The sequence below is a fragment of the Streptomyces sp. NPDC054783 genome (genome assembly GCF_053611725.1).
Window position 1 is genome coordinate 1 of record NZ_JBSHAY010000064.1, and the last position, 25,312, is coordinate 25,312.

Below are 25,312 nucleotides of genomic sequence, written 5' to 3' on the forward strand. Positions count from 1 at the left end.
GCCCCCTCGCAGGGGGCCGCCGCCTCTCTCACATCCTCAGGCCGTGTCGGGCCGTCGGCTCAGCTGAAGGAGTCGCCGCAGGCGCAGGAGCCGGTCGCGTTCGGGTTGTCGATCGTGAAGCCCTGCTTCTCGATCGTGTCCACGAAGTCGACGGTCGCGCCGCCCAGGTACGGAGCGCTCATGCGGTCCGTGACGACCTTGACGCCGCCGAAGTCCTTCTCCACGTCACCGTCGAGCGAGCGCTCGTCGAAGAAGAGCTGGTAGCGCAGGCCGGAGCAGCCGCCGGGCTGGACGGCGACACGCAGCGCGAGGTCGTCGCGGCCTTCCTGGTCGAGCAGGGCCTTGACCTTGGCCGCGGCGGCGTCGGTCAGGATGATGCCGTCGGTGACGGTGGTGGTCTCGTCCGATACGGACATCTACATCTCTCCCGGGTTGTACGGAGACTGCTTGCCGACGAGTGCAACCGGCGCTTCCGCGGATTCATTCCGGGCCGGGCAGTCACGTTGTCGCGTTTTTGCTTCCGTCTTCATGCTCGCACATGGCCGGGAAGGCCGACAGCGGCCCGAAGAGGGAGCCGGGCGGGATTCACGTCACATCGACGCTATGGCCATCGTCAAAGTGACGTGAACCAGTTATGATAGATAGCGTCAGTTAGACGAAAAGTAGAAAGGGTGCGTGCCGTGACCACCGCCCAGACCCCGGAACTCGACGTGCAGCCGACTCCGCTCGCCCTGCTGCTGCTCGGCCGTGAGGCCGACCCGAAGAGCGAGCGGGGCGTCGAGTGCCCCGGTGACCTGCCCTCGCCGTCCGACCCGGACCTGGTCGCGCGCGCCCGCGCGGCCAAGGAAAAGCTCGGCGACCAGGTCTTCGTGCTCGGCCACCACTACCAGCGCGACGAGGTCATCCAGTTCGCCGACGTCACGGGCGACTCCTTCAAGCTGGCCCGGGACGCGGCCGCGCGCCCGGAGGCCGAGTACATCGTGTTCTGCGGTGTGCACTTCATGGCCGAGTCGGCGGACATCCTCACCTCCGACGGCCAGAAGGTCGTCCTGCCCGACCTCGCCGCCGGCTGTTCCATGGCCGACATGGCGACGGCCGAGCAGGTCGCGGAGTGCTGGGACGTGCTGACCGAGGCGGGCGTGGCCGAGCAGGTCGTGCCGGTCTCGTACATGAACTCCTCCGCCGACATCAAGGCGTTCACCGGCAAGCACGGCGGCACGATCTGCACCTCCTCCAACGCCAAGCGCGCCCTGGACTGGGCCTTCGAGCAGGGCGAGAAGGTGCTCTTCCTGCCCGACCAGCACCTCGGCCGCAACACCGCCGTCCGGGACATGGGCATGTCCCTGGACGACTGCGTGGTCTACAACCCGCACAAGCCGAACGGCGGCCTGACGGCGGCGGAACTGCGGGCGGCCAAGATGATCCTGTGGCGGGGCCACTGCTCGGTGCACGGCCGTTTCTCGCTGGACTCGGTCAACGACGTGCGCGAGCGCATCCCGGGCGTCAACGTCCTCGTCCACCCGGAGTGCAAGCACGAGGTCGTGGCCGCGGCCGACTACGTCGGCTCGACGGAGTACATCATCAAGGCCCTGGAGGCCGCGCCCGCCGGTTCCAAGTGGGCCATCGGCACCGAGCTGAACCTGGTCCGCCGCCTGGCGAACCGTTTCGCGCCCGAGGGCAAGGAGATCGTCTTCCTCGACAAGACGGTCTGCTTCTGCTCGACCATGAACCGCATCGACCTGCCCCACCTGGTCTGGGCCCTGGAGTCCCTGGCCGAGGGCAACCTGGTCAACCGGATCGAGGTCGACAAGGAGACCGAGGCGTTCGCCAAGCTGGCGCTGGAGCGGATGCTGGCGCTTCCCTAGCGCGCACGAAAGGGCCGGGTCCCGTGACGAGACCCGGCCCTTTGCCGTGCCGTCAGACTCCGGCCGGCTCCAGAACCTTCTCCGCCTTCGCCTCTCGCCCGGCCGCCCGCTTCTTCGCGCGCCGCTCCTTGCGGAGCTCCAGCATCGCGTAGAGCGTCGGCACCAGCAGGAGCGTCAGCAGGGTGGACGTGATCAGGCCGCCGATGACGACCACCGCGAGGGGCTGGGCGATGAAGCCGCCCTCGCCGGTGACGCCCAGGGCCATCGGGAGCAGGGCGAAGATCGTCGCCAGCGCCGTCATCAGGATCGGGCGGAGGCGGTGGCGGCCGCCCTCGACGACGGCTTCCACCACGCCGCAACCCTGCCTGCGGTACTGGTTGATCAGGTCGATCAGCACGATCGCGTTGGTCACCACGATGCCGATCAGCATGAGCATGCCGATCATCGCCGGGACACCCATCGGGGTGCCGGTGGCGACCAGCAGACCGATCGCGCCGGTCGCCGCGAAGGGGATGGACACCAGCAGGATCAGCGGCTGGACCAGCGAACGGAAGGTCGCCACCAGCAGCATGAAGACGATCGCGATCGCCGCCAGCATGGCCAGGCCCAGGTTCTTGAACGCGTCGTTCTGGTCCGACGTCACGCCGCCGATCTCGGCCTGCGCGCCCGCCGGGAGCTTCAGCGCCTTGATCTTCGCCTGGAGCTTGGTGCTGATCGCGCCCGTGTTGTCACCGGTCGGCCTGGCCGTGATGGTGGCCGCGCGCTGCCCGTCGATCCGGGTCAGGGACACCGGGCCGTCCATCAGCTTCACCGTGGCGATGTCACCGAGCTTCACCGGGCCGAGGCGCAGCGCCTTCAGCTGGGCGAGTGTGGTCGCGGGCTTCGCCGACCTCACGACGACATCGCGCTCGGTGTCGTCGAGGATCGCCTTCGCCGCCGTCGTACCGCGCACCGCCTGGGCGACCGCCGCGCCGAGCTTCTGGTCGTCGAAACCGGCCGCCGCCGCCTTGGCGCCCGCCTGCACCGAGATCCGCGGCACGCTCGTGGCGAGGTCGCTGGAGACGTCCGTGACGCCGTCCAGACCGGCGACCGTGGAACGCACCTCCTCGGCGGCCGTCCGCAGCGCCTGCGGGTCGGACGCCTTGACCACGACGCTCAGGTTCTGGTTGCCGAAGCCGTCACCGGCCGACACCGTGGTCGTGCCGATGCCCTTGAGCTGCTTGAGGCCGTCCTCCAGGCGCTTGTGCACCTTGTCGTACGACTTCGCGTCCTTGAGCATCACCTGGTAGGACGCCTGGTTGGTGTCCGTGCCGCCGCCGAAGGCCGCCATGAAGCCGGAGGAGCCGACGGTGACCTGGTAGTCCTTGACGCCCTCGGTGGAGGCGAGCAGCTTCTCGACCCGCTTGGCCTGCGCGTCGGTGGCGGCCAGGCTCGTGCCGGGCTTCAGCTCCTGCTTGACCGTGAGGACCTCCTGCTCGCCCTGGTCGAAGAAGTTGGTCTTCAACAGGCCGCCCATGCCGAACGTGACGACCAGGACCACGATCGCGATCAGCACGCTGGTGAGGCGGCGGCGCGTGGCGAAGCGCAGGACGGGGACGTAGGCGCGCTGGAGGAGGCTGTTCGCCTCCTTCTCCTCGGCCCGGCGGCGGGCCTCCGCCGCGTCCTCGGGGGTGCCCTTCGGGGCGCGCAGGAACCAGTACGACAGGACCGGTACGACCGTCAGCGACACCAGCAGGGAGGCCAGCAGGGCCGCCGTCACCGTGATGCTGAACGAGCCGAACAGGGCGCCCACCATGCCGCCGACCAGGCCGATCGGCAGGAACACCGCGACCGTGGTGAGGGTGGAGGAGGTGACCGCGCCGGCCACCTCGCGCACGGCGTTGAGGATGGCTTCCCTGCGCTCCTCGCCGTAGCCGAGGTGGCGCTTGATGTTCTCCAGGACCACGATCGAGTCGTCCACGACCCGGCCGATGGCGATGGTCAGCGCGCCGAGCGTGAGCATGTTCAGGGACAGGCCGCGCGTCCACAGCACGATCAGCGCCAGGACCACGGACAGCGGGATGGAGACCGCCGTCACCAGCGTCGAGCGGATCGACGCGAGGAAGACCAGGATGACCAGCACCGCGAAGAGCAGGCCGAGCGCGCCCTCGGTGGTCAGGCCCTTGATGGACTTCGACACGGCCGGGCCCTGGTCGCTGACGACCGTGAGCTTCGCGCCGGAGCCGAGCTGCTTGCGCAGGTCGGGCAGCTTGTCCTTGACCGCGTTCGAGATGGTGACCGCGCTGCCGTCGTGGTCCATGGTGACGGTGACGGCGAGGCTGGGCCTGCCGTCCGTGCGGGTGATGGAGTCGGCCGGGGCGGGCTGCTCCTTGACGGTGGCGACGTCACCGAGGCGGACGGGCTTCTCCCCGCCCTCGCCGGTGACCATCAGGTCCTGGATCTGCTTGAGCGAGGTGAAGCCGCCGCCGACCTGGACGGTGCGGTTGGCGCCGTCCTCGTCGAAGGAACCGGCCGGGACGGTGGCGCCGCCCGCCTGCAGTGCCTGGCCGAGCGCGGCGGAGGTGAGGCCGGCCCGCGCGAGCCCTGCGTCGTCCGGGGTGACGGTGACCTGGAGGTCGCGGACGCCGGTGACCTGGACGCGGCCGACGCCGTCGATGTCCTTCAGCGCCGGTACGACCGTCTTGTCCAGCTGGTCCGCGAGCGCCTGCTGGTCCTTGCCGGAGGTGGCGGCGAGGACCACGGTCGGCATGTCGTCGGTGGAGCCGGAGACGACCTGCGGGTCGACGGCGTCCGGAAGCTGGTTGCGGGCCCGGTTCACGGCCTGCTGGACGTCGGAGACGATCCGCTTGGTGTCGTTGCCGTAGTCGAAGGACGCCATGATCACGGCGTGGCCCTCGCCGGCGGTTGAGGTGACTCCGGTGACACCGTCGACGCCCTGCAGGTTGTTCTCGATCGGCTCGACGACCTGCTTCTCGACGACGTCGGGCGAGGCGCCCTGGTACGGCGCGATCACCGACACCATGGGCAGGCTGATGGTGGGCAGCAGCTGCTGCTTGATCTGGGGTATCGCGATCAGCCCGAAGACGAGCGCGACAAGCGACATCAGGCCGGTCAGGGCCCGTTGCCGGAGGCTGAATCTCGACAGCCAGGACATGGATCAGGGTCTCTCAATCTGTGAGCGGCAGACCCTCTCACCCTGAGCCATCCCGGACGGCCGATCCGTAAGCCCTGGGTCCATTTCCTTATCCGGGCCCTACTCCGCCCGCAGTACGCCAGGGTGGAGACTCGCAGTACGCCAGGGTGGAGACTCGCAGTACGCCCGGGTGGAGATCAGTCCGTCCTCGGACGTACCAGCCCCGACTCGTACGCGATCACCACGAGCTGCGCCCGGTCGCGCGCGCCCAGCTTCGCCATGGCCCGGTTGACGTGCGTCTTCACCGTCAGCGGACTCACCGCGAGGCGTTCGGCGATCTCGTCGTTGGAGTGGCCGCCGGCGACCTGGACCAGTACCTCGCGCTCCCGCCCGGTGAGCGCGCCGAGCCGCTCGGAGCGGGCGGGGTCACGGCCGTCGTCGCCGTCGCCCTGGGCGAGGAAACGGGCGATCAGCCCCTTGGTGGCGGCGGGGGACAGCAGGGCCTCACCGCCGGCCGCGACCCGGATGGCGTTCAGCAGCTCCTCCGGCTCGCTGCCCTTGCCGAGGAAGCCGGAGGCGCCCGCCCGCAGGGCCTGGACGACGTAGTCGTCCACCTCGAAGGTGGTCAGGATGACCACGCGGACCTCGGCCAGCGCGGGATCGGCGCTGATCAGCCGGGTGGCGGCGAGCCCGTCCGTGCCGGGCATCCGGATGTCCATGAGGACGACGTCGGCGGCCTGCTCCTTCGCCAGCCGCACCGCTTCGGCCCCGTCGGAGGCCTCCCCGACCACCTCCATGTCGGGCTCGGAGTCGACCAGCACCCGGAACGCACTGCGCAGCAGTGCCTGGTCGTCGGCGAGCAGGACACGGATCGTCATGCGGGCTCCCCCGGGGGCCGTCGTACGGGTCTCCGTACGGGTCTCTGCGGATCTCCGTACGGGTCTCAGCGGATCTCAGTACGCGTCTTTGCGGGTCTCGGTACGGGTCTTGAGGGGCAGGATCGCATGGACGCGGAAGCCGCCGCCGTAGCGGGGCCCGGTGGTGAGGGTGCCGCCGACGGCGGTGACCCGCTCGCGCATGCCGAGCAGTCCGTGCCCGCCGCCGGCCCCGGGCACACCGGCCGCCCCCGCGCCGTCGTCCAGCACGGTGACCTCGATGTCCGTCCCCACCCGTACGACGCTGACCTCGGCCTTGGCCCGCGGTCCGGCGTGCTTCTGCACGTTGGTCAGGGCCTCCTGCACGATCCGGTAGGCGGCCAGGTCGACGGCGGCGGGCAGTTCGGTGCCCTGGTCGGCGCGGGCCACCTCCACCGGCAGGCCGGCGTTGCGGAAGGTGTCGGCCAGCTCGTCCAGCCGGCCGAGGCCGCCGGCGGGCTCGGTCGGGGCCTCGGGGTCACCGGACTGGCGGAGCAGCCCGACGGTGGCGCGCAGTTCCTCCAGCGCCGAGCGGCTGGCCTGGCGGACGTGGGCCAGGGCCTCCTTGGCCTGGTCGGGCCGCTTGTCCATGACATGGGCCGCGACCCCTGCCTGGACGTTCACGAGGGCGATGTGATGGGCGACGACGTCGTGCAGATCACGGGCGATGCGCAGCCGCTCCTCGGCGACCCGGCGGCGGGCCTCCTCCTCGCGGGTACGCTCGGCGCGTTCGGCGCGCTCCCGGATGGCCTGGACGACCGCGCGGCGGCTGCGTACGGCGTCCCCGGCGGTGGCGCCGATGCCGGTCCAGGCGAGGACGCCGAGGTTCTCCTGCGCGTACCAGGGCAGCGGGCCGCCGAGCATGGCGGCGGCCGTCAGCACGGTCATGCTGAGCAGGCCGACGCGCACGGTGGTGGTGCGGTCGGTGGTCGAGGCGACGGTGTACAGGGCGACCACGGCGGACATCGCGACCGGGGCGCGGGGGTCGCCGGTGACGCACTCGATCACGGAGAGGGCACCGGTGACGGCGAGGACCGTCCTGGGGGCGCGGCGACGGAAGACCAGCGCGGCCGCGGCGAACAGCATGAGGAGGAGGCTGAGGGGGTCGGGGGTGCGGATGCCCCAGGTGACGCCGTGCGCTCCGCGGGGCACCACGAAGGATCCGGCGACCATGCACACCAGCACGCCGGCGGCGATGGACGCGTCCAGCGCCAGGGGGTGGGCCCTGAGGCTGCACCGGGCGCGTTCGAGAGTGCTCACCCATGGAACAGTACGGGGGGCTTGCAAGCTGCCCTGTGCCGCAGCCGGGCGGGGTCCGCTCACCGGCGCCGGCGGGGTACGGGGTGCTGCCGCTGGGCGACGGGGTGTGTCGCCCGCCCGCGCTTGCGGGGTGCCGCTGCGCCCACCCGTGCCGCCCCTGGCGGTACGACTGCCCGCAGCCACGTGGGCGCGCTCTGCGGGCGCGGCAACTGCAACTTCCTGGGGCGCGGGGAACTGCGCGACCAGCCCACCACGCGCCCGCACCCGGGAGCGGCGAGCGCCCCCAACGGCGCTAACCCGGAATCAGCCCGTCGTCGCTCAGCATCTCCCTGACCTCAGCCAATGACGCGTCCGCCGACGGAAGGATCAGCTCCGAAGGTTCCAGCGCGTCGTCGGGAAGCGGCGTGCCCAAACGGCGGACGGAGTCGAGGAGGGCGCCGAGTGTGCGGTGGAAGCCCGCCTCGTCACCGCTCTCCATCTCGGCCAGCAGCTCGTCGTCCAGCTTGTTCAGCTCGACGAAGTGGGAGTCGTCCAGCTTCACCTGGCCCTCCCCCATGATCCGTACGATCACGTCGGCCTCCTCGGCTCGGGTCCCGGCGCCGGACTACTGCTTGTCGAAGCGCGGGGTGTCCTGCGGCTGCTGCTGGGACTGCCCCTGCCCGGTGCCGCCCTCGATGGCCTGCTGCGGGGAGCCCCCGGCCAGCTCGGCCTTCATGCGCTGCAGTTCCAGCTCTACATCCGTACCACCGGAGATCCGGTCCAGCTCGGCGGCGATGTCGTCCTTCGCCATTCCGGTCGGGTCGTCCAGGGCGCCGGAGGCGAGCAGCTCGTCGATGGCGCCGGCCCGGGCCTGCAGCTGGGCGGTCTTGTCCTCGGCGCGCTGGATGGCCAGGCCGACGTCGCCCATCTCCTCGGAGATGCCGGTGAAGGCCTCGCCGATCCGGGTCTGGGCCTGGGCGGCGGTGTAGGTGGCCTTGATGGTCTCCTTCTTCGTACGGAAGGCGTCCACCTTGGCCTGCAGGCGCTGGGCCGCGAGGGTGAGCTTCTCCTCCTCGCCCTGGAGGGTGGCGTGCTGCGTCTCGAGGTCGGTGACCTGCTGCTGGAGCGCGGCGCGCCGGGACAGCGCCTCGCGGGCCAGGTCCTCGCGGCCGAGCGCGAGCGCCTTGCGGCCCTGGTCCTCCAGCTTGGTCGACTGCTGCTGCAACTGGTTGAGCTGGAGTTCCAGGCGCTTGCGGCTGGTCGCCACGTCGGCGACGCCACGGCGGACCTTCTGCAGCAGCTCCAGCTGCTTCTGGTACGAGTAATCGAGGGTCTCGCGCGGGTCCTCGGCCCGGTCAAGGGCCTTGTTCGCCTTCGCGCGGAAGATCATCCCCATACGCTTCATGACACCGCTCATGGGCTTCGCGCGCCCCCTTCTGACGGACTCCAGCTCACAGATCCTGCGACAGGACCCACAGTACGGGCCCTGACTCCATTACCGCACTGTTCGGGGACGGATGCGCTCATCCCCGAGGACGACTGCGGACGGTACCGCTCCGGCGTGAGGAGTAGGTGATCCCCCACCGACCCCACCGGAACGTCCCCTCTGTCCCCCTACAGACGTCCGGTGTTGCGGGATCGTTCCCCGCCGGGCTGGGGTCCATGCCGGTGAAGCCCGTACCCTTGGGTTTTGTGTTCCGTAGCCGTGCCAAGGACGAGAAGGCCCCGACCGCCGACAAGGCGCAGGTGAACCTCTCCAAGCAGCCCCGTGACCCGCAGGCCCCGAAGGGCAGGCCCACGCCCAAGCGCAGTGAGGCCCAGTCCCAGCGGCGCAGCGTGGCCCACACGCCCACCAACCGCAAGGAGGTCGCGAAGCGCCAGCGCGAGGAGCGGCGCCAGGCCCTGGAGCGGCAGCGCAAGGCGCTGGCCACCGGGGACGAGCGCTATCTGCCGGCCACCCACAAGGGCCCGGTCCGCAAGTTCGCCCGCGACTGGGTGGACTCGCGGTTCAACGTGGCGGAGTTCTTCCTGCCGCTCGCCGTGGTGATCCTCGTGCTGAGCGTGGTGCGGGTGCCGGCGATCCAGTCGATCGCGCTGGTGCTGTGGCTCGTGGTGATCGTGCTGATCGTGGCGGACGCGGCGTTCAGCGGCTTCCGGCTGAAGAAGCGGCTCAAGGAGCGCTTCCCGGACGAGAGGACGCGTGGCGCCGTCGCCTACGCTCTGATGCGCTCCCTCCAGATGCGCCGGCTCCGGCTGCCGAAGCCGCAGGTCAAGCGCGGAGAGCGGCCCTGAGCGCTGACGCCTTCACCGGGGGCGCGGCCGAGGCGTGGCTGAACAAGCTGGGCAGGCTGCGTGATGTCGTACGCCAGGAGCTGGTGGCCCGGCAGCTGGACGAGCAGATAGCGGCGCGGTTCCCGGTCGGGCAGCGGCTGCGGGTGCTCGACGTGGGGATGGGCCAGGGCACGCAGGCGCTGCGGCTGGCCCGGCTCGGCCATCAGGTGACCGGGGTCGAGCAGGACGCGACGATGATCGCCGCCGCGCGTGAGGCGCTGGCCGCCCAGCCGGAGGGCATCCGGGAGCGGGTCCGGCTGGTGCAGGGCGACGGGCGGGACACCGGTGTGCACTTCCTGCCGGGCAGCTTCGACGTGGTGCTGTGCCACGGGGTGCTGATGTACGTCGAGGAGCCCGACCCGCTGGTGGCGGGCCTGGCGCGGATGCTGGCCCCCGGCGGGCTGCTCTCCCTGCTCGTCCGCAACGGCGACGCGCTCGCCATGCGGCCGGGCCTGTCCGGTGACTGGGCGGGCGCCCTGTCCGCCTTCGACACCACCGCCTACCACAACCGTCTCGGCCTGGACGTTCGGGCCGACCGGCTGGCCGCCCTCACCGCCACGCTCGCCGGGATCGCGGCCCCGCTGCACGCCTGGTACGGCGTCCGGGTGTTCACGGACACGGCGGCGGACGACGCGGAGATCCCCGAGGATCTGCAGACGCTGCTCGCTGTCGAGGAACGGGCCGGGCGCACGGACCCCTACCGCAGGGTGGCGGCGCTGCTGCACCTGTGCGGCGTACGGGGCTGAGACCGTTCGGGCCAACTGCGCGGGCCGGTTGATCAGCGCGCGGTGAGACTCGTAGGCATGGACGCTTCCCCGATCCGTGCCCTGCGGAGAGTCGCCGCCGCGGTGGCGTTGCTGTGCTGTGCGACGGCGAGCTGTACGACCACCGGTCCCGAGGTCCGGCAGGACGCCGCGACGACCGCGCGGGCGCAGGTGCCGACGGCCGCGAGTGCTCTGCAGAACCAGTACCAGAAGGTCATCAAGGAGGTCCTGCCGTCGGTCGTACAGATCCAGGCGAGCCGCGAGCAGGGCTCCGGGATCGTGTACGACGGCAAGGGCCACATCGTCACCAACGCGCACGTGGTCGGGTCGGAGAAGACCTTCAGGGTGACCACGGCCAACAGCGAGGCGCCGCTCACCGCGAGCCTGGTGGCCTCCTACCCCCAGCAGGACCTGGCCGTGATCAAGCTGGACAAGGTGCCGGCCGGGCTGCGGCCGGCGGTGTTCGGCGACTCCGAGAAGGTGGAGGTCGGCCAGATCGTGCTGGCCATGGGCTCGCCGCTCGGGCTGGCGTCCAGCGTGACCCAGGGCATCGTCTCGGCGACCGGGCGGACGGTCAGCGAGGCTCCCGGCGGGGGTACGGGCGCGACCATCGCGAACATGGTGCAGACCTCGGCCGCCATCAACCCGGGCAACAGTGGCGGCGCACTGGTCAATCTCGCCGGGCAGGTCATCGGCATCCCGACGCTCGCCGCCGCCGACCCGCAGCTCGGGGGCAGCGCCGCGCCCGGCATCGGGTTCGCCATCCCGGCGTCGTTGGTGCAGACGATCGCCGGGCAGATCGTCAAGCAGGGCAAGGTGGTCGACTCCGGGCGGGCAGCGCTGGGCATCACCGCGCGGACGGTCGTGGACAACAGCTACCAGCCCGCCGGGGTGGCGGTGGTCAGCGTCAGGCACGGCGGCGCGGCGGACAGGGCGGGCCTGCGCGCGGGCGACGTCATCACCAAGCTGGGTGACCGGCCGATCACCACCATCACCTCCCTCTCGGTGGCGCTGGCGGCGGACAGGCCGGGCCAGAAGACGTCGGTGACCTACCAGCGCGGCGGCGCCGAGAAGACGGTGGAGGTGACACTGGGCGAGCAGTGACGAGGGGTACGCCCCTACGACCGCGGGGCCGCACCCCTCCGCACCGGCTAGGCCGCGTCGGCGTGCAGGCTCATCGGCCCGTAGATCTCGGTGTTCTCCTCGAACAGCCGCACCTGGTCGGCGCCGCCCTCCAGGAGTGCCTTCCAGTGCTCGCCGATCCAGGACTCGGCGTCCCCCTGCGTGGTGAACTCCTCGGGCTGCACCGCGGGCTGGACCTCCGTCCCGTCGGCCTTCTCGAACCGCCACGTCCATGCCGTCATGTGGGCCTCCTTCGATCCAACACTGCTGGAAGACTAGCCGGAAGCGCACGATGTGATCGGACAGGCGAAAATCGATTCGTGGAAGTGACTCTGCTCGGTACCGGCGCCCCGGCCGGACTGCCCCGTCCCGACTGCCCCTGTGCCGCCTGCGCGGCGGCGCTCGGGCCCGACGCGCGGGCCGCCACCGCCGTGCTGGTGGACGGGGCGCTGCTGCTCGACCTGACGCCGGGCGCGGCGTTCGCGGCGGCGCGGGCGGGGCATTCGCTGGGCGGGGTACGGCAGGTGCTGCTGTCGCATCCGCACGACGGGCCCGCGGTGGAGGTGCCGGCGGGGCTGCCGCAGCCCGTGCGGGTGCCGGACGGGCGTGAGTTGGCGCTGCTGACGGGGCATCGGGTGCGGGCCGTGGCGATGGACGCGGGCGGCACCGGGTACGCGGTGACCGGGCCGGAGGGGCAGCGGCTGCTGTATCTGCCGCCGGGCGGGGCGCCGGCGGGTCTGGAGGAGGCGACGGCGGAGTCGTACGACATGGTCCTCGCGGATGTCGTCGGCCGCCCGGACGCGCTGGCGCGTCTGCGGGCGGTGCGTTCGGCCGGGCCGACGACGGACGTGCTGGCCGTCCACCTCGACCACGATGTGCCGCCCGGCGCGGAGTTGCGGCGCCGGCTGGCGGCGGCCGGGGCGCGGGCGGTGCCGGACGGTACGACGCTGGCGGTCGGCGCGTACGAGGACGTGCCGGACGTGCCGCGCCGGACGCTGGTGCTGGGCGGGGCCCGCTCGGGCAAGTCGGTGGAGGCCGAGCGGCGCCTGGAGTCCTTCCCGGACGTGCTGTACGTGGCGACCGGCGGGACGCGGGACGGGGACACCGAGTGGGCCGAGCGGGTGGCCGCGCACCGGGAGCGGCGGCCGGGGTCGTGGCGTACGGCGGAGACGACGGACCTGGTGCCGCTGCTGGGCGAGGACGGGCCGCCGCTGCTGATCGACTGTCTGTCCCTGTGGCTGACGGATGTCATGGACTCGGTGGGGGCGTGGGACGACGCGGAGTGGGCGGGCGGGGGTGAGAAGTCCCTGCGGGAGCGGGTGCGGGAGCTGACCGAGGCCGTGCGCCGTACACGGCGGACGGTGGTGGCCGTGTCGAACGAGGTCGGCTCGGGGATCGTTCCTGCGACCGCCTCCGGCCGCCGGTACCGGGACGAACTCGGGCGCCTGAACGCGGCGTTCGGCGCGGAGTGCGAGCAGGTGCTGCTGGTGGTGGCGGGGCAGGCGTTGGTGCTCCGGGGTTGAGGGGCGCCCCGCACTGGTGCCGGCCGGGGGCCGGGTCGCCTGCCGGCGCTGGCAGGGTGCCTGCCCCCGCTCTCGGCTTCGCCCGAGCGGGGGCCCCCACCGCCCACCCGTGCCGCCCCTGGCGGCACGACTGCCCGCAGCTGAGCGGGTACGGCGGGCGCTGTGCCAGTGGCACGACTGCCCGCCGCCACGACGGCAGGAGCGCCGCTTGCGAGCGGGGCGCCGCCCCAGCGGCACGGCTGCCCCTGCTACGGCGAAATGACCGCCGCTGCCGGGTAGTTGCCACCCCTGCGGCACCTGCCCGCAGCTCCGGCGGGACGGGCGCCGCTGACGGGGGGCGCCGGCCCAGCGGCACGGCCGGCCGCAGGCTGCGGCGTCGCAGTGCGCGACCAGTCCCCCAACGCGCCCGTCGTCAGCCTCTGTCCTTGCGTGCCACGAGCCGGTACGCGTTGGAGAACGGTGTGCGGCGGACGAAGGGGGCCATGACGTGGTCCAGGGCCGAGGCCGACAGCCGGGCGGGCGCAGCGGCGGCTCTCAGCAGCGGGGCCCTGGCGACGGCCAGGGCGACCGCGGCCGACAGGTCGCAGGGCACATGCGGGTGTTTGCGGTCGGTCACGAGGATCGTGCAGCCCAGGGTCTCCAGCTCGGCGCGCAGGTTGGGCAGGGGCAGCAGGTGCAGGTGGCGGGGCTGGCCGTACGGGAGCCACCACCTGCCGAGCAGGGCGGCGAACGCGCAGCGCGGATCGGCGACTTCCACGACGAGGTGGCCGCCGGGCCGCAGGGCCGTCAGGGCGGCGCGGAGTTCGGCGCGCGGGTCGGGCGTGTGCTCCAGATGGCGGAACATGCTGACCACGTCGTAGCGGCCGCGCAGCCGGGCCGTCATGCCGGGTGTGGCGAGGTAACCGCGGTGGGCCTCCTCGACCCGTTCCTCCAGCTGGGCCTGCTGCACCCGGGCCGTCGGATCCAGGCCGTCGAAGCTCGTGTACGGGAAGAACTCCTTCGCCGCCTCGGGGAAACGGGCGTGGCCCGTGCCCACGTCCAGCCAGCTCTCCGCCTCGGCCAGCGCCGACAGCCGCCAGGCGGTGACCCGGTGCCGCCGGCGGACCGCGCGGGCGGACCGGACGCGGACGGTGAACTCCTCCAGCTGCCGTTCGTAGAAGTCCCGGTGGAAGAAGGTGAACCCTTCCGCCGTGAGCCGGGGGTTCTGGAAGACGTGGGCGCAGTCGCGGCACTCGTCGAGGACGAACCGGCCCGGCCGGTGCCGCAGGGGGTCGCTCGCGCGCACCCGGGTGCGCAGCCGTGCGGAGCCGCACCAGGGGCAGTCCTCGCGGCGCGGTTCGAGGAACGGGTCGGAGGAGCGTGGTAGGGGCGTAGGCGTGCAGGACGAGGTCGGCATGGCGGCTCCCTGAGTGACATTCCGCAACAAACCGGACAGCAGACCGGAACGTAGGGGATCCGGATCTTGGGCGCAATGACGTCGTGGGGGCGTGGTGACCATGTGGCGCGGAAGCGTTCGTTCTCTGGCGGTACTGTTCGGCGAATGAGCAGGCTTAATCTGGACGACTTCACCGATCTGATCGAGCGCCCGGACGGGGGCGTGCGCCGTGACGCCGAGGCCCGGCGGGAGCGCCAGATCGTGCCGCCCGGGGCGCTGGGCCGCCTCGACGAGCTGGGCGAGTGGCTGGCCGCCGCGCAGAGTGCCGTACCGGTACGGACCGTGGAGCGGCCGAAGGTGATCCTCTTCGCCGGTGACCACGGCGTGGCCGGGCTGGGCGTCTCGGCGCGCCCCGCCGGCAGCGCGGAGCAGCTGGTGCGAGCCGTGCTGGAGGGCGCGAGCCCGGTGTCCGTGCTCGCGCGGCGCCAGGAGGTGCCCGTACGAGTCGTGGACATGGCCCTGGACTGCGCGCCGGACGCCTTCCCCGAGGACGTCGTACGGCACCGGGTGCGGCGCGGCAGCGGCCGTATCGACATCGAGGACGCCCTCACCCTGGAAGAGGCCGAGGCGGCGCTGCGCGCGGGCGTCGCCGTCGCCGACGAGGAGGCCGACTCCGGTACGGACCTGGTGGTGCTCGGCGACATCAGCGTCGGCGGGACCACCGCCGCGGCGGTGCTGATCGCGGCGCTGTGCGGGACCGACGCGTCGGTGGTGACCGGGCGGGGCGGGCTCGCCATCGACGACCTGGCGTGGATGCGCAAGTGCGCGGCGATCCGGGACGCGCTCCGACGGGCGCGGCCGGTGCTCGGGGACCAGCTGCAGCTGCTGGCGACCGTGGGCGGGGCGGACCTCGCGGCGATGACCGGGTTCCTGCTGCAGTGCGCGGTGCGGAAGCTGCCGGTGATCCTCGACGGAGTGGTGGCCGCCGCGTGCGCGCTGGTCGCACAGCGGGTCGCCTTCCGGGCGCCGGACTGGTGGCTGGCCGGGCACGCCAGCGGGGAGCCGGGGCAGGCGAAGGCGCTGGACCGGATGGCCCTGGAGCCGCTGCTGGAGCAGGGGGTGAAGATCGGCGAGGGCGCCGGGGCGCTGCTCGCTCTGCCGCTGGTGCGGGCCGCGGCGGCGCTGGCCGCGGAGCTTCCCGAAAAGCCCGGGGACGATAAGGAGCCGGAGGAGGAGAAGGAGCCGGAGGAGCAGAAGGAGCCGGAGGAGCAGAAGGAGTAGTTCCGGTTCGCGTGAACTCCCGGCGGAAAAGTGCGGTTCGCCTGGTCGGCCCCCATATGATCCTGCCCCATGGGAGATGCCCGAAATGCCGTTCCGCAGCAGGCCGAACCGGGACGTCCGGGTGAGGAGGGGCGCCGGTCCACCGGGGCCTCCCGGCGGGCGGCCGCCTTCGCCGTCTGGTATCTGCGCACCGTCGCCTTCATCAACTTCCTCAGCGCGGTCTGGGTCTCGCTCGGCCAGGACGTGCGCCGGCACAACCAGGACGACTTCTTCACCCCGTACCTGCTGACGGCCGGCTTCGCCTCGGGTGTGTTCACCGCGTTCCTGGCGATCACCATGCGGCGCCGGAAGAGGGCCGCCTGGATCCTCAACATCGTGCTCAGCGGGGCCTTCCTGGCGCTGTTCGCGTTCGCCATGGCGTTCCCGGAGATCCGGCGGTACACGCAGAACTGGATCTCGCTGGCGCTCACGGCCGTGTTCGTCGGCGCGCTGCTCGTGGGCCGCCGGGAGTTCTACGCCAAGGGCGACCGGTCCAACCCGCGGCTCGCGGCGACGGTCGCCGTCGGCGGCGGACTGGCCGCGAGCCTGCTGGCCGGACTGCTGGTGACCGTCACCAACCAGGCGCCGGACACGGCCCGTTCGACCTTCCTGGAGCGCTGGCACTACGGCGCCCTGCGCCTTGTGTCGGTGGCCGCCGACGAGTCCCGCTTCCCCGGGATCGACCCGCCGAACTGGGCCAACGTCACCGTCAACGTGCTCAGCACGGCCCTCGTCCTCGCCGTGTTCTACGCCGCGTTCCGCTCCCGGCGCGCCGTCGACCCGCTCACCGAGGACGACGAGAAGCAATTGCGGGCCCTGCTGGACCGGCACGGCGAGCGGGACTCGCTCGGCTACTTCGCGCTGCGCCGGGAGAAGAGCGTGGTGTGGTCGCCCACGGGCAAGGCGGCCGTCGCCTACCGGGTGGTCGGCGGGGTGAGCCTGGCCTCCGGGGATCCGCTCGGGGACCCGGAGGCGTGGCCGGGCGCGATCGCGCCGTGGCTCGCGGAGGCGCGGGCGCACGGCTGGATCCCGGCGGTGATGGGCGCGAGCGAGGAGGCGGGGACGATCTACGCCCGGCACGGGCTCGACGCCCTGGAACTCGGCGACGAGGCGATCGTGGAGGTCGCCGACTTCACCCTGGACGGCCGGGCGATGCGCACGGTCCGGCAGGCGTACAACCGGGTACGGCGGGCCGGGTACGAGGTGCGGATCCGGCGGCACGCGGATGTCCCGACCGCCCCGGTGGACGAGATGGCGCATCTCGTCGAGCGCGCGGACGACTGGCGGGACGGGGCGACCGAGCGCGGGTTCAGCATGGCGCTCGGCCGGCTCGGGGACCCCGAGGACGGGCAGTGCGTGATGCTGGAGTGCACGGACGCCGAGGGGAGGCTGCGCGCGCTGCTGTCCTTCGTGCCGTGGGGGCCGCACGGGCTGTCCCTGGACCTGATGCGCCGCGACCGGGACTCCGACAACGGGCTGATGGAGTTCATGGTCATCGAACTGCTGCGGCGGGCCGGAGAGATCGGGATCACGCAGGTCTCACTGAACTTCGCGATGTTCAGGTCGGTCTTCGAACGTGGCGCGCGCCTCGGTGCCGGACCGGTGCTGAGGCTGTGGCGGTCGCTGCTCAGCTTCTTCTCCCGCTGGTGGCAGATCGAGTCGCTGTACCGCGCCAACGCCAAGTACCGGCCCATCTGGGAGCCGCGGTTCCTGCTCTTCGAGAAGAGCGCGGACCTGCTGCGCATCGGCCTCGCCTCGGCCCGCGCGGAGGGCTTCCTGGAGGCGCCGGGACTGCCGAAGTGGCTGCACCGCAGGCACCTGGACACACACCGGTGAGGACCGACCGATGAGAGCGCTCGCCCGCTGGGCCCGTGAGGAGTGGGGGCCGCTGTACGTCACCGTACGCGCGGCCCCGCTGAAGCGGCGTCTGCGGGCGGCGCCGATGACGCTCGGCGCGGTCTGCCTGACGGCCCTGCTGCAGTACGTGCAGAACCAGACGTGGGGCTACCAGCTCGTGCAGAACATGGGCGCCGTCCGGGCCGAGGACCCCCTGTGGCTGGCCCTGCTCCGCACTCCCCTCTCCCTCTTCGTGCCGGCGCTGGATCTGCCGGTGTGGGGCGCGCTGGCGCAGATCCTGCTGGTGTTCGGGATCGCCGAGATCTGCATCGGCTGGTGGCGGACCCTGGTGATCGCGTACGCCGCCACACTCGCCGGGACCCTGTACGCGCGCGTCGGCATCTCGCTGGGCGCACATGCCCCGTTCGGGCTGCCGTGGACGGACGCGCAGGTGGTGGACACCGGTCCGTCGGCGGCCGTAGTGGGTCTCGCCGTGTTCGTGAGCTGGCGCTACGGCGCGTACGTCACCTCGGGCGCGGTGACCCTGGCGATGGTCGCCGAGGTGCTGGTCAAGGAGAACCTGGCGGGCAAGGAGCATCTGGCCGCGCTGATGGCGGTGGGGCTGATCTGCCTCGCGGTGGCGGTGCGGCACCGCTACGGGCTGCGGCTGGGCCCACACCACGCCTACGGCCGTCTGACGCGACGCGTTCAGCGACAACCGGGCAGCCGGGCCGGGCGCGGGTCGGACCTGCCGCCGATCCAGTCCTGAACGGCCCGACTCCGCCGAGCCCGGCGACGATCGTGCCGGCAGGCACGGGGCGGCGACCGTCGAAACGGCGGGCCCCCGGCGAACCCGGGCCCGGCTCCCGCCCCCGTACGTACAGCCCGCTCAGCGGCGGTCGGGCAGCCGGGCCGGGCGCGGGTCGGGTCTGCCGCCGATCCAGTCCTGGACGGCGCGGGTCCGCCGGGCCCAGCGGCGGTCGTGGCGGTAGGTGCGCAGGGCGGCCTTGGCGCGGGCGCGGGGGCGGCGGCCGTAGAAACGGCGGGCCCACGGGGAGCCGGGGCGGGCCAGCCGGATCGCGCCGACCAGCGCGACCAGCGGCACGATCACCCCGAAGACCGCGACGCGCGCCTTGCCCTTGCTCAGGGCGATCAGCGCGAAGAGGAAGTTCACGCCGATGGTGCTGAGGGCACCGCCGCGGTCCTGCAGCTCCTGCTGCGACAGGTCGTTGACGCCGAACGGGGCGAACCCGGCGAGCAGCAGCACGACGAGCGCGGCGGTGAGCACGACGATCTCGACGCTCTTGCGGCCCTCCTCGCTCCAGTACACGTCGTCCAGGTGGAGGATCAGCGCGAACTCGTCCAGGACGAGCCCGGCGCCCATCCCGAACAGCACGGCGGCGATGGCACCGCCTGCGCCCTGCCGGCCGCTGGCGACCGCGCCGAACCCGCCGACGAGGGTGAGGACGACCCCGGGGACGACGTGGTGGATGTGCAGCCCGCCCGCCTTCACGTTGCCGAACGGGCCCTTGCCGGCCCGGATCAGCCGGGTGATCACCCGGGTGACGACGAAGGTGAACAGGAAGGCGGTGAGGGCGAGCAGCAGCGGGAGCTTGCCCGGTTCGACGATGTTCCGTACCCACCAGTGCCCCATATGCGCACCTTATCCCCGGGTGCTCAGAGGGGCTCCGCGACCGCCCGGTAACCTTCGCCGGTGCCCAAGTCCTCACCGCTCGACGGCCTCCGCTTCGCCTTCGGCACCCTCACCGTGCTGCCCGTCCGGGTGCACCGCTGGGACCGCGAGGCCGCACGCGCCGGGATGATGAACGCCCCGGTCGCCGGTCTGGTCGTAGGCCTCTGCGCGGCCGGAGCGGGACTGTTGCTGCTCCTCCTCGGCGCCGGCCCGCTGCTCGCCGCCGTCGCCACCGTCGCCGTGCCGGCAACGCTCACCCGGGGGCTGCACCTCGACGGCCTCGCCGACACCGCCGACGGCCTGGGCAGCGGCAAGCCCGCCGAGGACGCGCTCCGCATCATGAAGCAGTCGGACATCGGGCCGTTCGGGGTCGTCACCCTGGTCCTGGTGGTGCTGGCCCAGGTCGCGGTGCTGGCACAGCTGTACGGCGACTCCTGGGCGCGGGGTGCCCTGGCGGCCGTCGTCTCGGCGATCACGGCCCGGCTCGCGCTCACCCTGGCCGCCCGCACCGGGGTGCCGGCCGCCCGCCCGGAGGGGCTGGGGGCGGCGGTCGCCGGGGTGGTTCCGGTACCGGGCGCGCTGGCCGTCACCGCGGCCTTCACGATCGGTTCGGCGGCCTGGGGGACGGCCCTGGGCCCGTACGGCGCCGTGCGCGCGGCGGCAGCGGTCGTGCTGTCCCTGGCCACGGCCGAACTCCTGCTGCGCCGCTGCACGAACCGCTTCGGCGGGGTGACGGGGGACGTCTTCGGCGCCTTGGCGGAGACGGCGGCGACCACCGCTCTCGTGGTGCTGTCCCTGGGCCGATAAACTTCTCGGCCGTACACGGAGAAGGCAGTTGTGATTCGGGGGAAATCCGTGCTGAAGCTGCGCCGCGCCCTGGCCTGGTTCATAGACTTCGCGCTCGTGGCAGCGGTGGCCGCCCTGCTGGCCGTACTCACCTTCCACCGCATCGCCGCTCTCGTCACGGACGTGCCCTCGCTGGCCACCAGGGGCGGCCTGGACCTCCTGACCTCGCGCGGTGACGTCGTCGGCGCCTCCGAACACCTCGGACTGTCCCTCTGGGACCAGGTGGTCCTGGACGTGGAGGAGGCCTTCGGCGCGCTCGTCGTCGCCACGTTCCTCTACCAGTGGGCCTGTCTCGCGCTGCTCGGCCGCACCCTCGGCAAGGGCCTGCTCGGCCTGCGCGTCACCCCGCGGCTGTCCCGGCACGCCCTGCGCCGCGCCGCCGTCACCACCGTCGCCGACGTCGCGGTGTACGCGCTGGCCTGTGTGCTGCTGATCGAGGGCAGGTTCGGTCTTTCGGTGCTGGTGTGGGCCATGGCGGTGGTGCTGTTCCTGGTCAACGCCCTGACGATGGTCTTCCCCGGCCGCCGCTCCCTCGCCGACCGGCTGGCCGGCACCTCCGTGGTGGCCGTGCTTCGGCGCGGGGGGTCCAGCCCGATGGGCAGCGTGCCCCAGGGGTGAGCGCCCGCGCCGGGCACCGCACACTGCACCTCGTGCGGCCGTCGAGGGGGCCCGCGTCACCGCCGCTGTCCGTGTGGTCGAGGGCGGTCTCGGGGCAGGCCCAGGTGTGGGCGTCGAGCTGCGGGACGGCGTACGTGCAGTTGGGCGGTGATCGCGCCGACCGGTCCGGCGCCGTCGTCGACGACCAGGGCCCCGAGGTCGATGCGCGGATCGCCGGCTGCTCTGAGACGGTTGGCGCGGTGGGTCATGAACAGGTTCCCCCCACAGCCGCCGGACGGACGGTCCGCCGGAACGCGACGGCTACGGCGCGTCGCGCGGTGCCCGGGAGGCGGAAGTGACCACGACGCCACGCGCAGGTGAACGCCCGCAGGAATGAGCGAACGCGCGCACGCGCGTAGTCTCGTCCCGGGTGTTCGCCGACAGGGTGAAGGCCCCGTTGCCCTCCGCGCCCAGGTCTGGGCCTAAGGTCGGCTCTCGGGCCCACCCACCCCTGCACTGGCGATTGCCCCACAGGGCGATCGAGGATCGCAATACATCGGAAGCGAGAATTCACCACCGTGACTGCTCTGACTCTCAGCACCTCTGCGGCGCCCGGCCTGCGGGCCGACGCGATCGTGATCGGTGTCGCCAAGGGCACCAAGGGCCCCGTCGTAGCGCCGGGCGCCGAGGCAGTGGACAAGGCGTACGACGGCAAGCTGGCCGGCGTCCTGGAGACCCTCGGCGCCGCGGGTGCCGAGGGCGAGCTGACGAAGCTGCCCGCTCCGGCCGGCTTCAAGGCGTCGATCGTCGTGGCGGTCGGCCTGGGCGCGGAGCCGGACGCCAAGAGCGAGGACGAGACCTACGGCGCCGAGGCGCTGCGCAAGGCCGCCGGCGTGGCCGCCCGCGCGCTCGCCGGCTCCAAGAAGGCCGCGTTCGCGCTGCCCGTCGACGGCCCGGGCGCCCTCGGCGCGATCAGCGAGGGCATCCTGCTCGGTGCGTACTCCTTCGACGTCTACAAGGAGAACGGGAACGGCGGGAAGGCCAGGAACGGCAAGGCGCCCCTGGCCGAGGCCGCGCTGCTCGGCGGCAAGCCGCGCGACGCCGCCCACAAGGGGGCCGTCGCCCGCGCCGTCGCGGTCACCGAAGAGCTGAACCGCGCCCGCGATCTGATCAACACCCCGCCGAACGACCTGACGCCCGCCATCTTCGCCGGCATCGCGCAGACCGCGGCCAAGGAGCACGGCATCAAGGTGCAGGTGCTCGACGACAAGGCACTGGCCAAGGGCGGCTACGGCGGCATCCTCGGCGTCGGCGGCGGCTCGTCGGCCACCCCGCGCCTGGTGAAGCTGTCGTACACGCACCCGAAGGCGGAGAAGCACCTGGCCCTGGTCGGCAAGGGCATCACCTACGACTCGGGCGGCATCTCGCTGAAGCCGGCCGGGCACAACGAGACGATGAAGTGCGACATGAGCGGTGCCGCCGCCGTGTTCGCCGCGGTCGTCGCCGCGGCGCGCCTCGGCCTGGAGGTCAACGTCACCGGCTGGCTGGCGCTGGCCGAGAACATGCCGTCCGGCACCGCCGTGCGCCCGGGCGACGTGCTGCGCATGTACAGCGGCAAGACGGTGGAGGTCCTCAACACCGACGCCGAGGGCCGGCTGGTGCTCGCCGACGCGCTGTGGGCGGCCTCGCAGGAGAGCCCGGACGCGATCGTGGACGTCGCGACCCTCACCGGCGCGATGATGCTGGCGCTGGGCAGCCGGACGTTCGGTGTCATGGCCAACGACGACGCGTTCCGCTCCGCGGTGCACGAGGCGGCGGAGGAGGTCGGCGAGCCGGCCTGGCCGATGCCGCTGCCGGAGCACCTGCGCAAGGGCATGGAGTCCCAGGTCGCCGACCTCGCGAACATGGGCGAGCGGATGGGCGGCGGGCTGGTCGCCGGTCTGTTCCTGCGCGAGTTCGTGGGCGAGGGGATCACGTGGGCGCACCTGGACATCGCCGGGCCGGCGTTCAACGAGGGTGGGCCGTTCGGGTACACGCCGAAGGGCGGCACGGGTTCCGCGGTACGGACGCTGGTCCGTCTGGCGGAGCTCACGGCTGCGGGTGACCTGGGCTGAAACGCCTGATGGCGCGGTCCATTCCGTAGTACGGCTCCGCCGCGTGGGGGTGTTCGCGCCCACGCGGCGGAGCCGCGTATCAGACACAGCCCCTCGCCCCTTGGCGCGCGCACCTTCGTTTTCAGCTGTACGTGGGGTGTCTCACACTCCAGCCCGGCGTCTCGTCCGCCTCGAACAAGTGCAAAGATGGAGCCCGGCAGGACAGGGCCCCCACCGAAGGGCCGAAGCATCAAGCGGCCGGACACCAGCCGCCCGCCGGTCACAGGAGATCGGCGCAAGGCGCACATGCATGGAGGACGTGACGTGGCGAACGACGCCAGCACCGTTTTCGACCTAGTGATCCTCGGCGGTGGTAGCGGTGGTTACGCCGCGGCCCTGCGCGGGGCGCAGCTGGGCCTGGACGTCGCCCTGATCGAGAAGGACAAGGTCGGCGGCACCTGCCTGCACCGGGGTTGCATCCCCACCAAGGCCCTGCTCCACGCGGGCGAGATCGCCGACCAGGCCCGCGAGAGCGAGCAGTTCGGCGTCAAGGCGACCTTCGAGGGCATCGACGTCGCGGCCGTCCACAAGTACAAGGACGGCGTCATCGCCGGCCTGTACAAGGGTCTGCAGGGTCTGATCGCCTCCCGCAAGGTGACCTACATCGAGGGTGAGGGCCGTCTGTCCTCCCCGACCTCCGTCGACGTGAACGGCCGGCGCATCCAGGGCCGCCACGTCCTGCTGGCGACCGGCTCCGTGCCGAAGTCGCTGCCGGGCCTGGAGATCGACGGCAACCGCATCATCTCCTCCGACCACGCCCTCGTCCTGGACCGCGTGCCGCAGTCCGCGATCATCCTGGGCGGCGGTGTCATCGGCGTCGAGTTCGCCTCGGCGTGGAAGTCCTTCGGCTCGGACGTCACGGTCATCGAGGGCCTGAAGCACCTCGTGCCGGTCGAGGACGAGAACTCCTCGAAGCTTCTCGAGCGCGCGTTCCGCAAGCGCGGCATCAAGTTCAACCTCGGCACCTTCTTCCAGAAGGCCGAGTACACCCAGGACGGCGTGAAGGTCACCCTGGCGGACGGCAAGGAGTTCGAGGCCGAGGTCCTCCTCGTCGCCGTCGGCCGTGGCCCGGTCTCGCAGGGCCTGGGCTACGAGGAGGCCGGGGTCGCCATGGACCGCGGTTACGTCCTCGTCGACGAGTACATGCGGACCAACGTCCCGACCGTCTCCGCCGTCGGTGACCTCGTCCCGACGCTCCAGCTCGCGCACGTCGGCTTCGCCGAGGGCATCCTGGTGGCGGAGCGTCTGGCCGGTCTGAAGGTCGTTCCGATCGACTACGACGGTGTCCCGCGGGTGACGTACTGCCACCCGGAGGTCGCCTCCGTCGGCATCACCGAGGCCAAGGCCAAGGAGATCTACGGCGCGGACAAGGTCGTCGCTCTGAAGTACAACCTGGCGGGCAACGGAAAGAGCAAGATCCTGAACACCGCGGGCGAGATCAAGCTCGTCCAGGTGAAGGACGGTGCCGTCGTCGGCGTCCACATGGTCGGCGACCGCATGGGTGAGCAGGTCGGCGAGGCCCAGCTGATCTACAACTGGGAGGCGCTGCCGGCCGAGGTCGCCCAGCTCATCCACGCCCACCCGACGCAGAACGAGGCGATGGGCGAAGCCCACCTGGCGCTCGCCGGCAAGCCGCTGCACTCCCACGACTGAGCCTTCGGTCAACGGGCGCGACGACACAGACTTCCGCAATTCGTTAGGAGCAACCGAAACCATGGCGGTTTCCGTAACCCTTCCGGCGCTCGGTGAGAGCGTCACCGAGGGCACTGTCACCCGCTGGCTGAAGGCCGAGGGCGAACGCGTCGAGGCCGACGAGCCGCTGCTCGAGGTCTCGACCGACAAGGTCGACACCGAGATCCCCTCGCCCGCCGCCGGCGTGCTTGCCTCCATCAAGGTCGCCGAGGACGAGACGGTCGAGGTCGGCGCCGAGCTGGCCGTGATCGACGACGGCACCGGTGCCCCCGCGGCCGCCCCGGCCCCCGCCGCTGCCGAGGCTCCGGCCCCGGCCGCCCCCGCCGCTCCGGCTCCGGCCGCCGAGGCCCCCGCGGCGCCGGCCGCCCCGGCCCCCGCCGCCGCTGCCCCGGCCGCCCCGGCCGGTGGCGCCACCGGCACGGACGTGGTCCTGCCCGCGCTCGGTGAGTCGGTCACCGAGGGCACCGTCACCCGCTGGCTGAAGTCGGTCGGTGACTCCGTCGAGGCCGACGAGCCGCTGCTCGAGGTCTCCACGGACAAGGTCGACACCGAGATCCCCTCGCCCGCCGCCGGCGTGCTGCTGGAGATCGTGGTGAACGAGGACGAGAGCGCCGAGGTGGGCGCCAAGCTCGCCGTCATCGGTGCCCCGGGTGCCGCCCCGGCCGCCGCTCCGGCTCCGGCCGCCCCGGCCCCCGCCGCCGCTGCCCCGGCCGCCCGCCGTTCCCAGCCGCTCACCGCCGTTCCCAGCCGCTCTCCGCCGCTCCCCGCCGTCCGACCGCTGCTCCCGGCCGAGCCGCGGCGAGACCCGAGCCGCCCCGCGCCCCGGCCCCGGAGGCCGTGCCCATCCCGTCGGCCCCGGGGCGTCAGGCCCGGTCACCCGTCCGGGCAGCCCCTCGTCCCATGGAGATC

Annotated in this window: 23 protein-coding genes; 13 read left to right on the top strand and 10 right to left on the bottom strand. The window is 72.3% G+C overall.

The features are described 5' to 3' along the window. Window positions 1-59 precede the first annotated feature (59 nt). The gene (locus ACWGJ5_RS44865; RefSeq protein WP_023551351.1) at window positions 60-416 is read right to left on the bottom strand and encodes an iron-sulfur cluster assembly accessory protein; all 357 of its coding nucleotides are present in this window, start codon (window positions 414-416) and stop codon (window positions 60-62) included. Between the two features lie 264 nt (window positions 417-680). Here ACWGJ5_RS44865 and nadA point away from each other — a divergent pair, with 264 nt between their 5' ends. Then, window positions 681-1,865 (top strand): quinolinate synthase NadA, encoded by a 1,185-nt coding sequence (gene nadA, locus ACWGJ5_RS44870; protein ID WP_453315368.1) that lies wholly within the window; start codon window positions 681-683, stop codon window positions 1,863-1,865. 52 nt (window positions 1,866-1,917) lie between these two features. On the opposite strand, the gene ACWGJ5_RS44875 is transcribed toward nadA, so the two are convergent. The 5 genes from ACWGJ5_RS44875 to ACWGJ5_RS44895 all read right to left on the bottom strand — a co-directional run bounded on the left by ACWGJ5_RS44875 (window position 1,918) and on the right by ACWGJ5_RS44895 (window position 8,568). Next, complete coding sequence (locus ACWGJ5_RS44875) at window positions 1,918-5,019, bottom strand: efflux RND transporter permease subunit (protein WP_453315369.1); 3,102 nt, start codon at window positions 5,017-5,019, stop codon at window positions 1,918-1,920. Window positions 5,020-5,195: 176 nt separating this feature from the next. Next, entirely contained in the window at window positions 5,196-5,876 is a 681-nt protein-coding gene (locus ACWGJ5_RS44880; protein ID WP_453315370.1) for a response regulator, read from the bottom strand. Between the two features lie 75 nt (window positions 5,877-5,951). Continuing rightward, window positions 5,952-7,172 carry a sensor histidine kinase gene (locus ACWGJ5_RS44885; RefSeq protein WP_453315371.1) on the bottom strand — a complete coding sequence of 407 codons (1,221 nt, stop codon included), beginning with the start codon at window positions 7,170-7,172 and terminating at the stop codon, window positions 5,952-5,954. Window positions 7,173-7,464: 292 nt separating this feature from the next. Beyond that, window positions 7,465-7,743 (bottom strand): PspA-associated protein PspAA, encoded by a 279-nt coding sequence (gene pspAA, locus ACWGJ5_RS44890; protein ID WP_453315372.1) that lies wholly within the window; start codon window positions 7,741-7,743, stop codon window positions 7,465-7,467. A gap of 33 nt (window positions 7,744-7,776) precedes the next feature. Further along, window positions 7,777-8,568, bottom strand: a complete 792-nt coding sequence (locus ACWGJ5_RS44895) for a PspA/IM30 family protein (protein ID WP_228619792.1) — start codon at window positions 8,566-8,568, stop codon at window positions 7,777-7,779. A gap of 245 nt (window positions 8,569-8,813) precedes the next feature. Between ACWGJ5_RS44895 and ACWGJ5_RS44900 the strand changes: the two genes are divergently transcribed. From ACWGJ5_RS44900 to ACWGJ5_RS44910, 3 genes are all read left to right on the top strand, one after another. Then, the gene (locus tag ACWGJ5_RS44900; protein ID WP_453315373.1) at window positions 8,814-9,443 is read left to right on the top strand and encodes a DUF3043 domain-containing protein; all 630 of its coding nucleotides are present in this window, start codon (window positions 8,814-8,816) and stop codon (window positions 9,441-9,443) included. Window positions 9,444-9,526: 83 nt separating this feature from the next. After that, window positions 9,527-10,228 carry a class I SAM-dependent methyltransferase gene (locus tag ACWGJ5_RS44905; protein ID WP_453315374.1) on the top strand — a complete coding sequence of 234 codons (702 nt, stop codon included), beginning with the start codon at window positions 9,527-9,529 and terminating at the stop codon, window positions 10,226-10,228. Between the two features lie 57 nt (window positions 10,229-10,285). Then, entirely contained in the window at window positions 10,286-11,350 is a 1,065-nt protein-coding gene (locus ACWGJ5_RS44910; RefSeq protein ID WP_453315375.1) for a S1C family serine protease, read from the top strand. Window positions 11,351-11,397: 47 nt separating this feature from the next. Here ACWGJ5_RS44910 and ACWGJ5_RS44915 read toward each other — a convergent pair whose 3' ends face one another. Then, window positions 11,398-11,610 carry a hypothetical protein gene (locus tag ACWGJ5_RS44915; protein WP_055709718.1) on the bottom strand — a complete coding sequence of 71 codons (213 nt, stop codon included), beginning with the start codon at window positions 11,608-11,610 and terminating at the stop codon, window positions 11,398-11,400. Window positions 11,611-11,688: 78 nt separating this feature from the next. Here ACWGJ5_RS44915 and ACWGJ5_RS44920 point away from each other — a divergent pair, with 78 nt between their 5' ends. Then, window positions 11,689-12,891, top strand: coding sequence for a bifunctional adenosylcobinamide kinase/adenosylcobinamide-phosphate guanylyltransferase (locus ACWGJ5_RS44920; protein ID WP_453315376.1), 1,203 nt, complete (start codon window positions 11,689-11,691; stop codon window positions 12,889-12,891). A 412-nt stretch (window positions 12,892-13,303) separates the two neighbouring features. Here the strand turns inward: ACWGJ5_RS44920 and ACWGJ5_RS44925 are convergent, their stop codons facing one another. After that, window positions 13,304-14,287: a class I SAM-dependent methyltransferase gene (locus tag ACWGJ5_RS44925; protein ID WP_453315377.1), complete on the bottom strand. Its 984-nt coding sequence runs from the start codon at window positions 14,285-14,287 to the stop codon at window positions 13,304-13,306. Between the two features lie 144 nt (window positions 14,288-14,431). Here ACWGJ5_RS44925 and cobT point away from each other — a divergent pair, with 144 nt between their 5' ends. The 3 genes from cobT to ACWGJ5_RS44940 all read left to right on the top strand — a co-directional run bounded on the left by cobT (window position 14,432) and on the right by ACWGJ5_RS44940 (window position 18,191). Then, the gene (gene cobT / locus ACWGJ5_RS44930; protein ID WP_453315378.1) at window positions 14,432-15,547 is read left to right on the top strand and encodes a nicotinate-nucleotide--dimethylbenzimidazole phosphoribosyltransferase; all 1,116 of its coding nucleotides are present in this window, start codon (window positions 14,432-14,434) and stop codon (window positions 15,545-15,547) included. Between the two features lie 69 nt (window positions 15,548-15,616). After that, window positions 15,617-17,422 (top strand): phosphatidylglycerol lysyltransferase domain-containing protein, encoded by a 1,806-nt coding sequence (locus tag ACWGJ5_RS44935; protein ID WP_453315379.1) that lies wholly within the window; start codon window positions 15,617-15,619, stop codon window positions 17,420-17,422. Window positions 17,423-17,432: 10 nt separating this feature from the next. Then, on the top strand, window positions 17,433-18,191 hold the full coding sequence (locus ACWGJ5_RS44940) for a hypothetical protein (RefSeq protein WP_453315380.1): 759 nt from the start codon (window positions 17,433-17,435) through the stop codon (window positions 18,189-18,191). 120 nt (window positions 18,192-18,311) lie between these two features. On the opposite strand, the gene ACWGJ5_RS44945 is transcribed toward ACWGJ5_RS44940, so the two are convergent. Further along, on the bottom strand, window positions 18,312-19,076 hold the full coding sequence (locus ACWGJ5_RS44945) for a hypothetical protein (protein WP_453315381.1): 765 nt from the start codon (window positions 19,074-19,076) through the stop codon (window positions 18,312-18,314). Window positions 19,077-19,136: 60 nt separating this feature from the next. Between ACWGJ5_RS44945 and ACWGJ5_RS44950 the strand changes: the two genes are divergently transcribed. Continuing rightward, on the top strand, window positions 19,137-19,922 hold the full coding sequence (locus ACWGJ5_RS44950; RefSeq protein ID WP_453315382.1) for an adenosylcobinamide-GDP ribazoletransferase: 786 nt from the start codon (window positions 19,137-19,139) through the stop codon (window positions 19,920-19,922). A gap of 48 nt (window positions 19,923-19,970) precedes the next feature. Further along, on the top strand, window positions 19,971-20,579 hold the full coding sequence (locus tag ACWGJ5_RS44955; protein ID WP_453315383.1) for an RDD family protein: 609 nt from the start codon (window positions 19,971-19,973) through the stop codon (window positions 20,577-20,579). A gap of 56 nt (window positions 20,580-20,635) precedes the next feature. Here ACWGJ5_RS44955 and ACWGJ5_RS44960 read toward each other — a convergent pair whose 3' ends face one another. Continuing rightward, a complete protein-coding gene (locus ACWGJ5_RS44960; RefSeq protein ID WP_453315384.1) occupies window positions 20,636-20,827 on the bottom strand; it encodes a hypothetical protein in 192 nt (63 codons plus the stop codon). A gap of 309 nt (window positions 20,828-21,136) precedes the next feature. Here ACWGJ5_RS44960 and ACWGJ5_RS44965 point away from each other — a divergent pair, with 309 nt between their 5' ends. The 3 genes from ACWGJ5_RS44965 to ACWGJ5_RS44975 all read left to right on the top strand — a co-directional run. Continuing rightward, the gene (locus ACWGJ5_RS44965; protein WP_453315385.1) at window positions 21,137-22,672 is read left to right on the top strand and encodes a leucyl aminopeptidase; all 1,536 of its coding nucleotides are present in this window, start codon (window positions 21,137-21,139) and stop codon (window positions 22,670-22,672) included. A gap of 303 nt (window positions 22,673-22,975) precedes the next feature. Further along, window positions 22,976-24,364 carry a dihydrolipoyl dehydrogenase gene (gene lpdA, locus ACWGJ5_RS44970; protein WP_453315386.1) on the top strand — a complete coding sequence of 463 codons (1,389 nt, stop codon included), beginning with the start codon at window positions 22,976-22,978 and terminating at the stop codon, window positions 24,362-24,364. Between the two features lie 61 nt (window positions 24,365-24,425). Continuing rightward, the coding region (locus tag ACWGJ5_RS44975) for a biotin/lipoyl-containing protein (RefSeq protein ID WP_453315387.1) at window positions 24,426-25,312 on the top strand (887 nt) is incomplete at its 3' end.

Bases quoted from the DNA above. Each gene is read 5' to 3' on its own strand.
- ACWGJ5_RS44865 (WP_023551351.1), bottom strand. From the start codon at position 416: ATGTCCGTATCGGACGAGACCACCACCGTCACCGACGGCATCATCCTG.
- ACWGJ5_RS44875 (WP_453315369.1), bottom strand. From the start codon at position 5,019: ATGTCCTGGCTGTCGAGATTCAGCCTCCGGCAACGGGCCCTGACCGGC.
- ACWGJ5_RS44880 (WP_453315370.1), bottom strand. From the start codon at position 5,876: ATGACGATCCGTGTCCTGCTCGCCGACGACCAGGCACTGCTGCGCAGT.
- ACWGJ5_RS44895 (WP_228619792.1), bottom strand. From the start codon at position 8,568: ATGAGCGGTGTCATGAAGCGTATGGGGATGATCTTCCGCGCGAAGGCG.
- ACWGJ5_RS44900 (WP_453315373.1), top strand. From the start codon at position 8,814: ATGCCGGTGAAGCCCGTACCCTTGGGTTTTGTGTTCCGTAGCCGTGCC.
- ACWGJ5_RS44910 (WP_453315375.1), top strand. From the start codon at position 10,286: ATGGACGCTTCCCCGATCCGTGCCCTGCGGAGAGTCGCCGCCGCGGTG.
- ACWGJ5_RS44915 (WP_055709718.1), bottom strand. From the start codon at position 11,610: ATGACGGCATGGACGTGGCGGTTCGAGAAGGCCGACGGGACGGAGGTC.
- ACWGJ5_RS44925 (WP_453315377.1), bottom strand. From the start codon at position 14,287: ATGCCGACCTCGTCCTGCACGCCTACGCCCCTACCACGCTCCTCCGAC.
- cobT (WP_453315378.1), top strand. From the start codon at position 14,432: ATGAGCAGGCTTAATCTGGACGACTTCACCGATCTGATCGAGCGCCCG.
- ACWGJ5_RS44935 (WP_453315379.1), top strand. From the start codon at position 15,617: ATGGGAGATGCCCGAAATGCCGTTCCGCAGCAGGCCGAACCGGGACGT.
- ACWGJ5_RS44940 (WP_453315380.1), top strand. From the start codon at position 17,433: ATGAGAGCGCTCGCCCGCTGGGCCCGTGAGGAGTGGGGGCCGCTGTAC.
- ACWGJ5_RS44945 (WP_453315381.1), bottom strand. From the start codon at position 19,076: ATGGGGCACTGGTGGGTACGGAACATCGTCGAACCGGGCAAGCTCCCG.
- ACWGJ5_RS44960 (WP_453315384.1), bottom strand. From the start codon at position 20,827: ATGACCCACCGCGCCAACCGTCTCAGAGCAGCCGGCGATCCGCGCATC.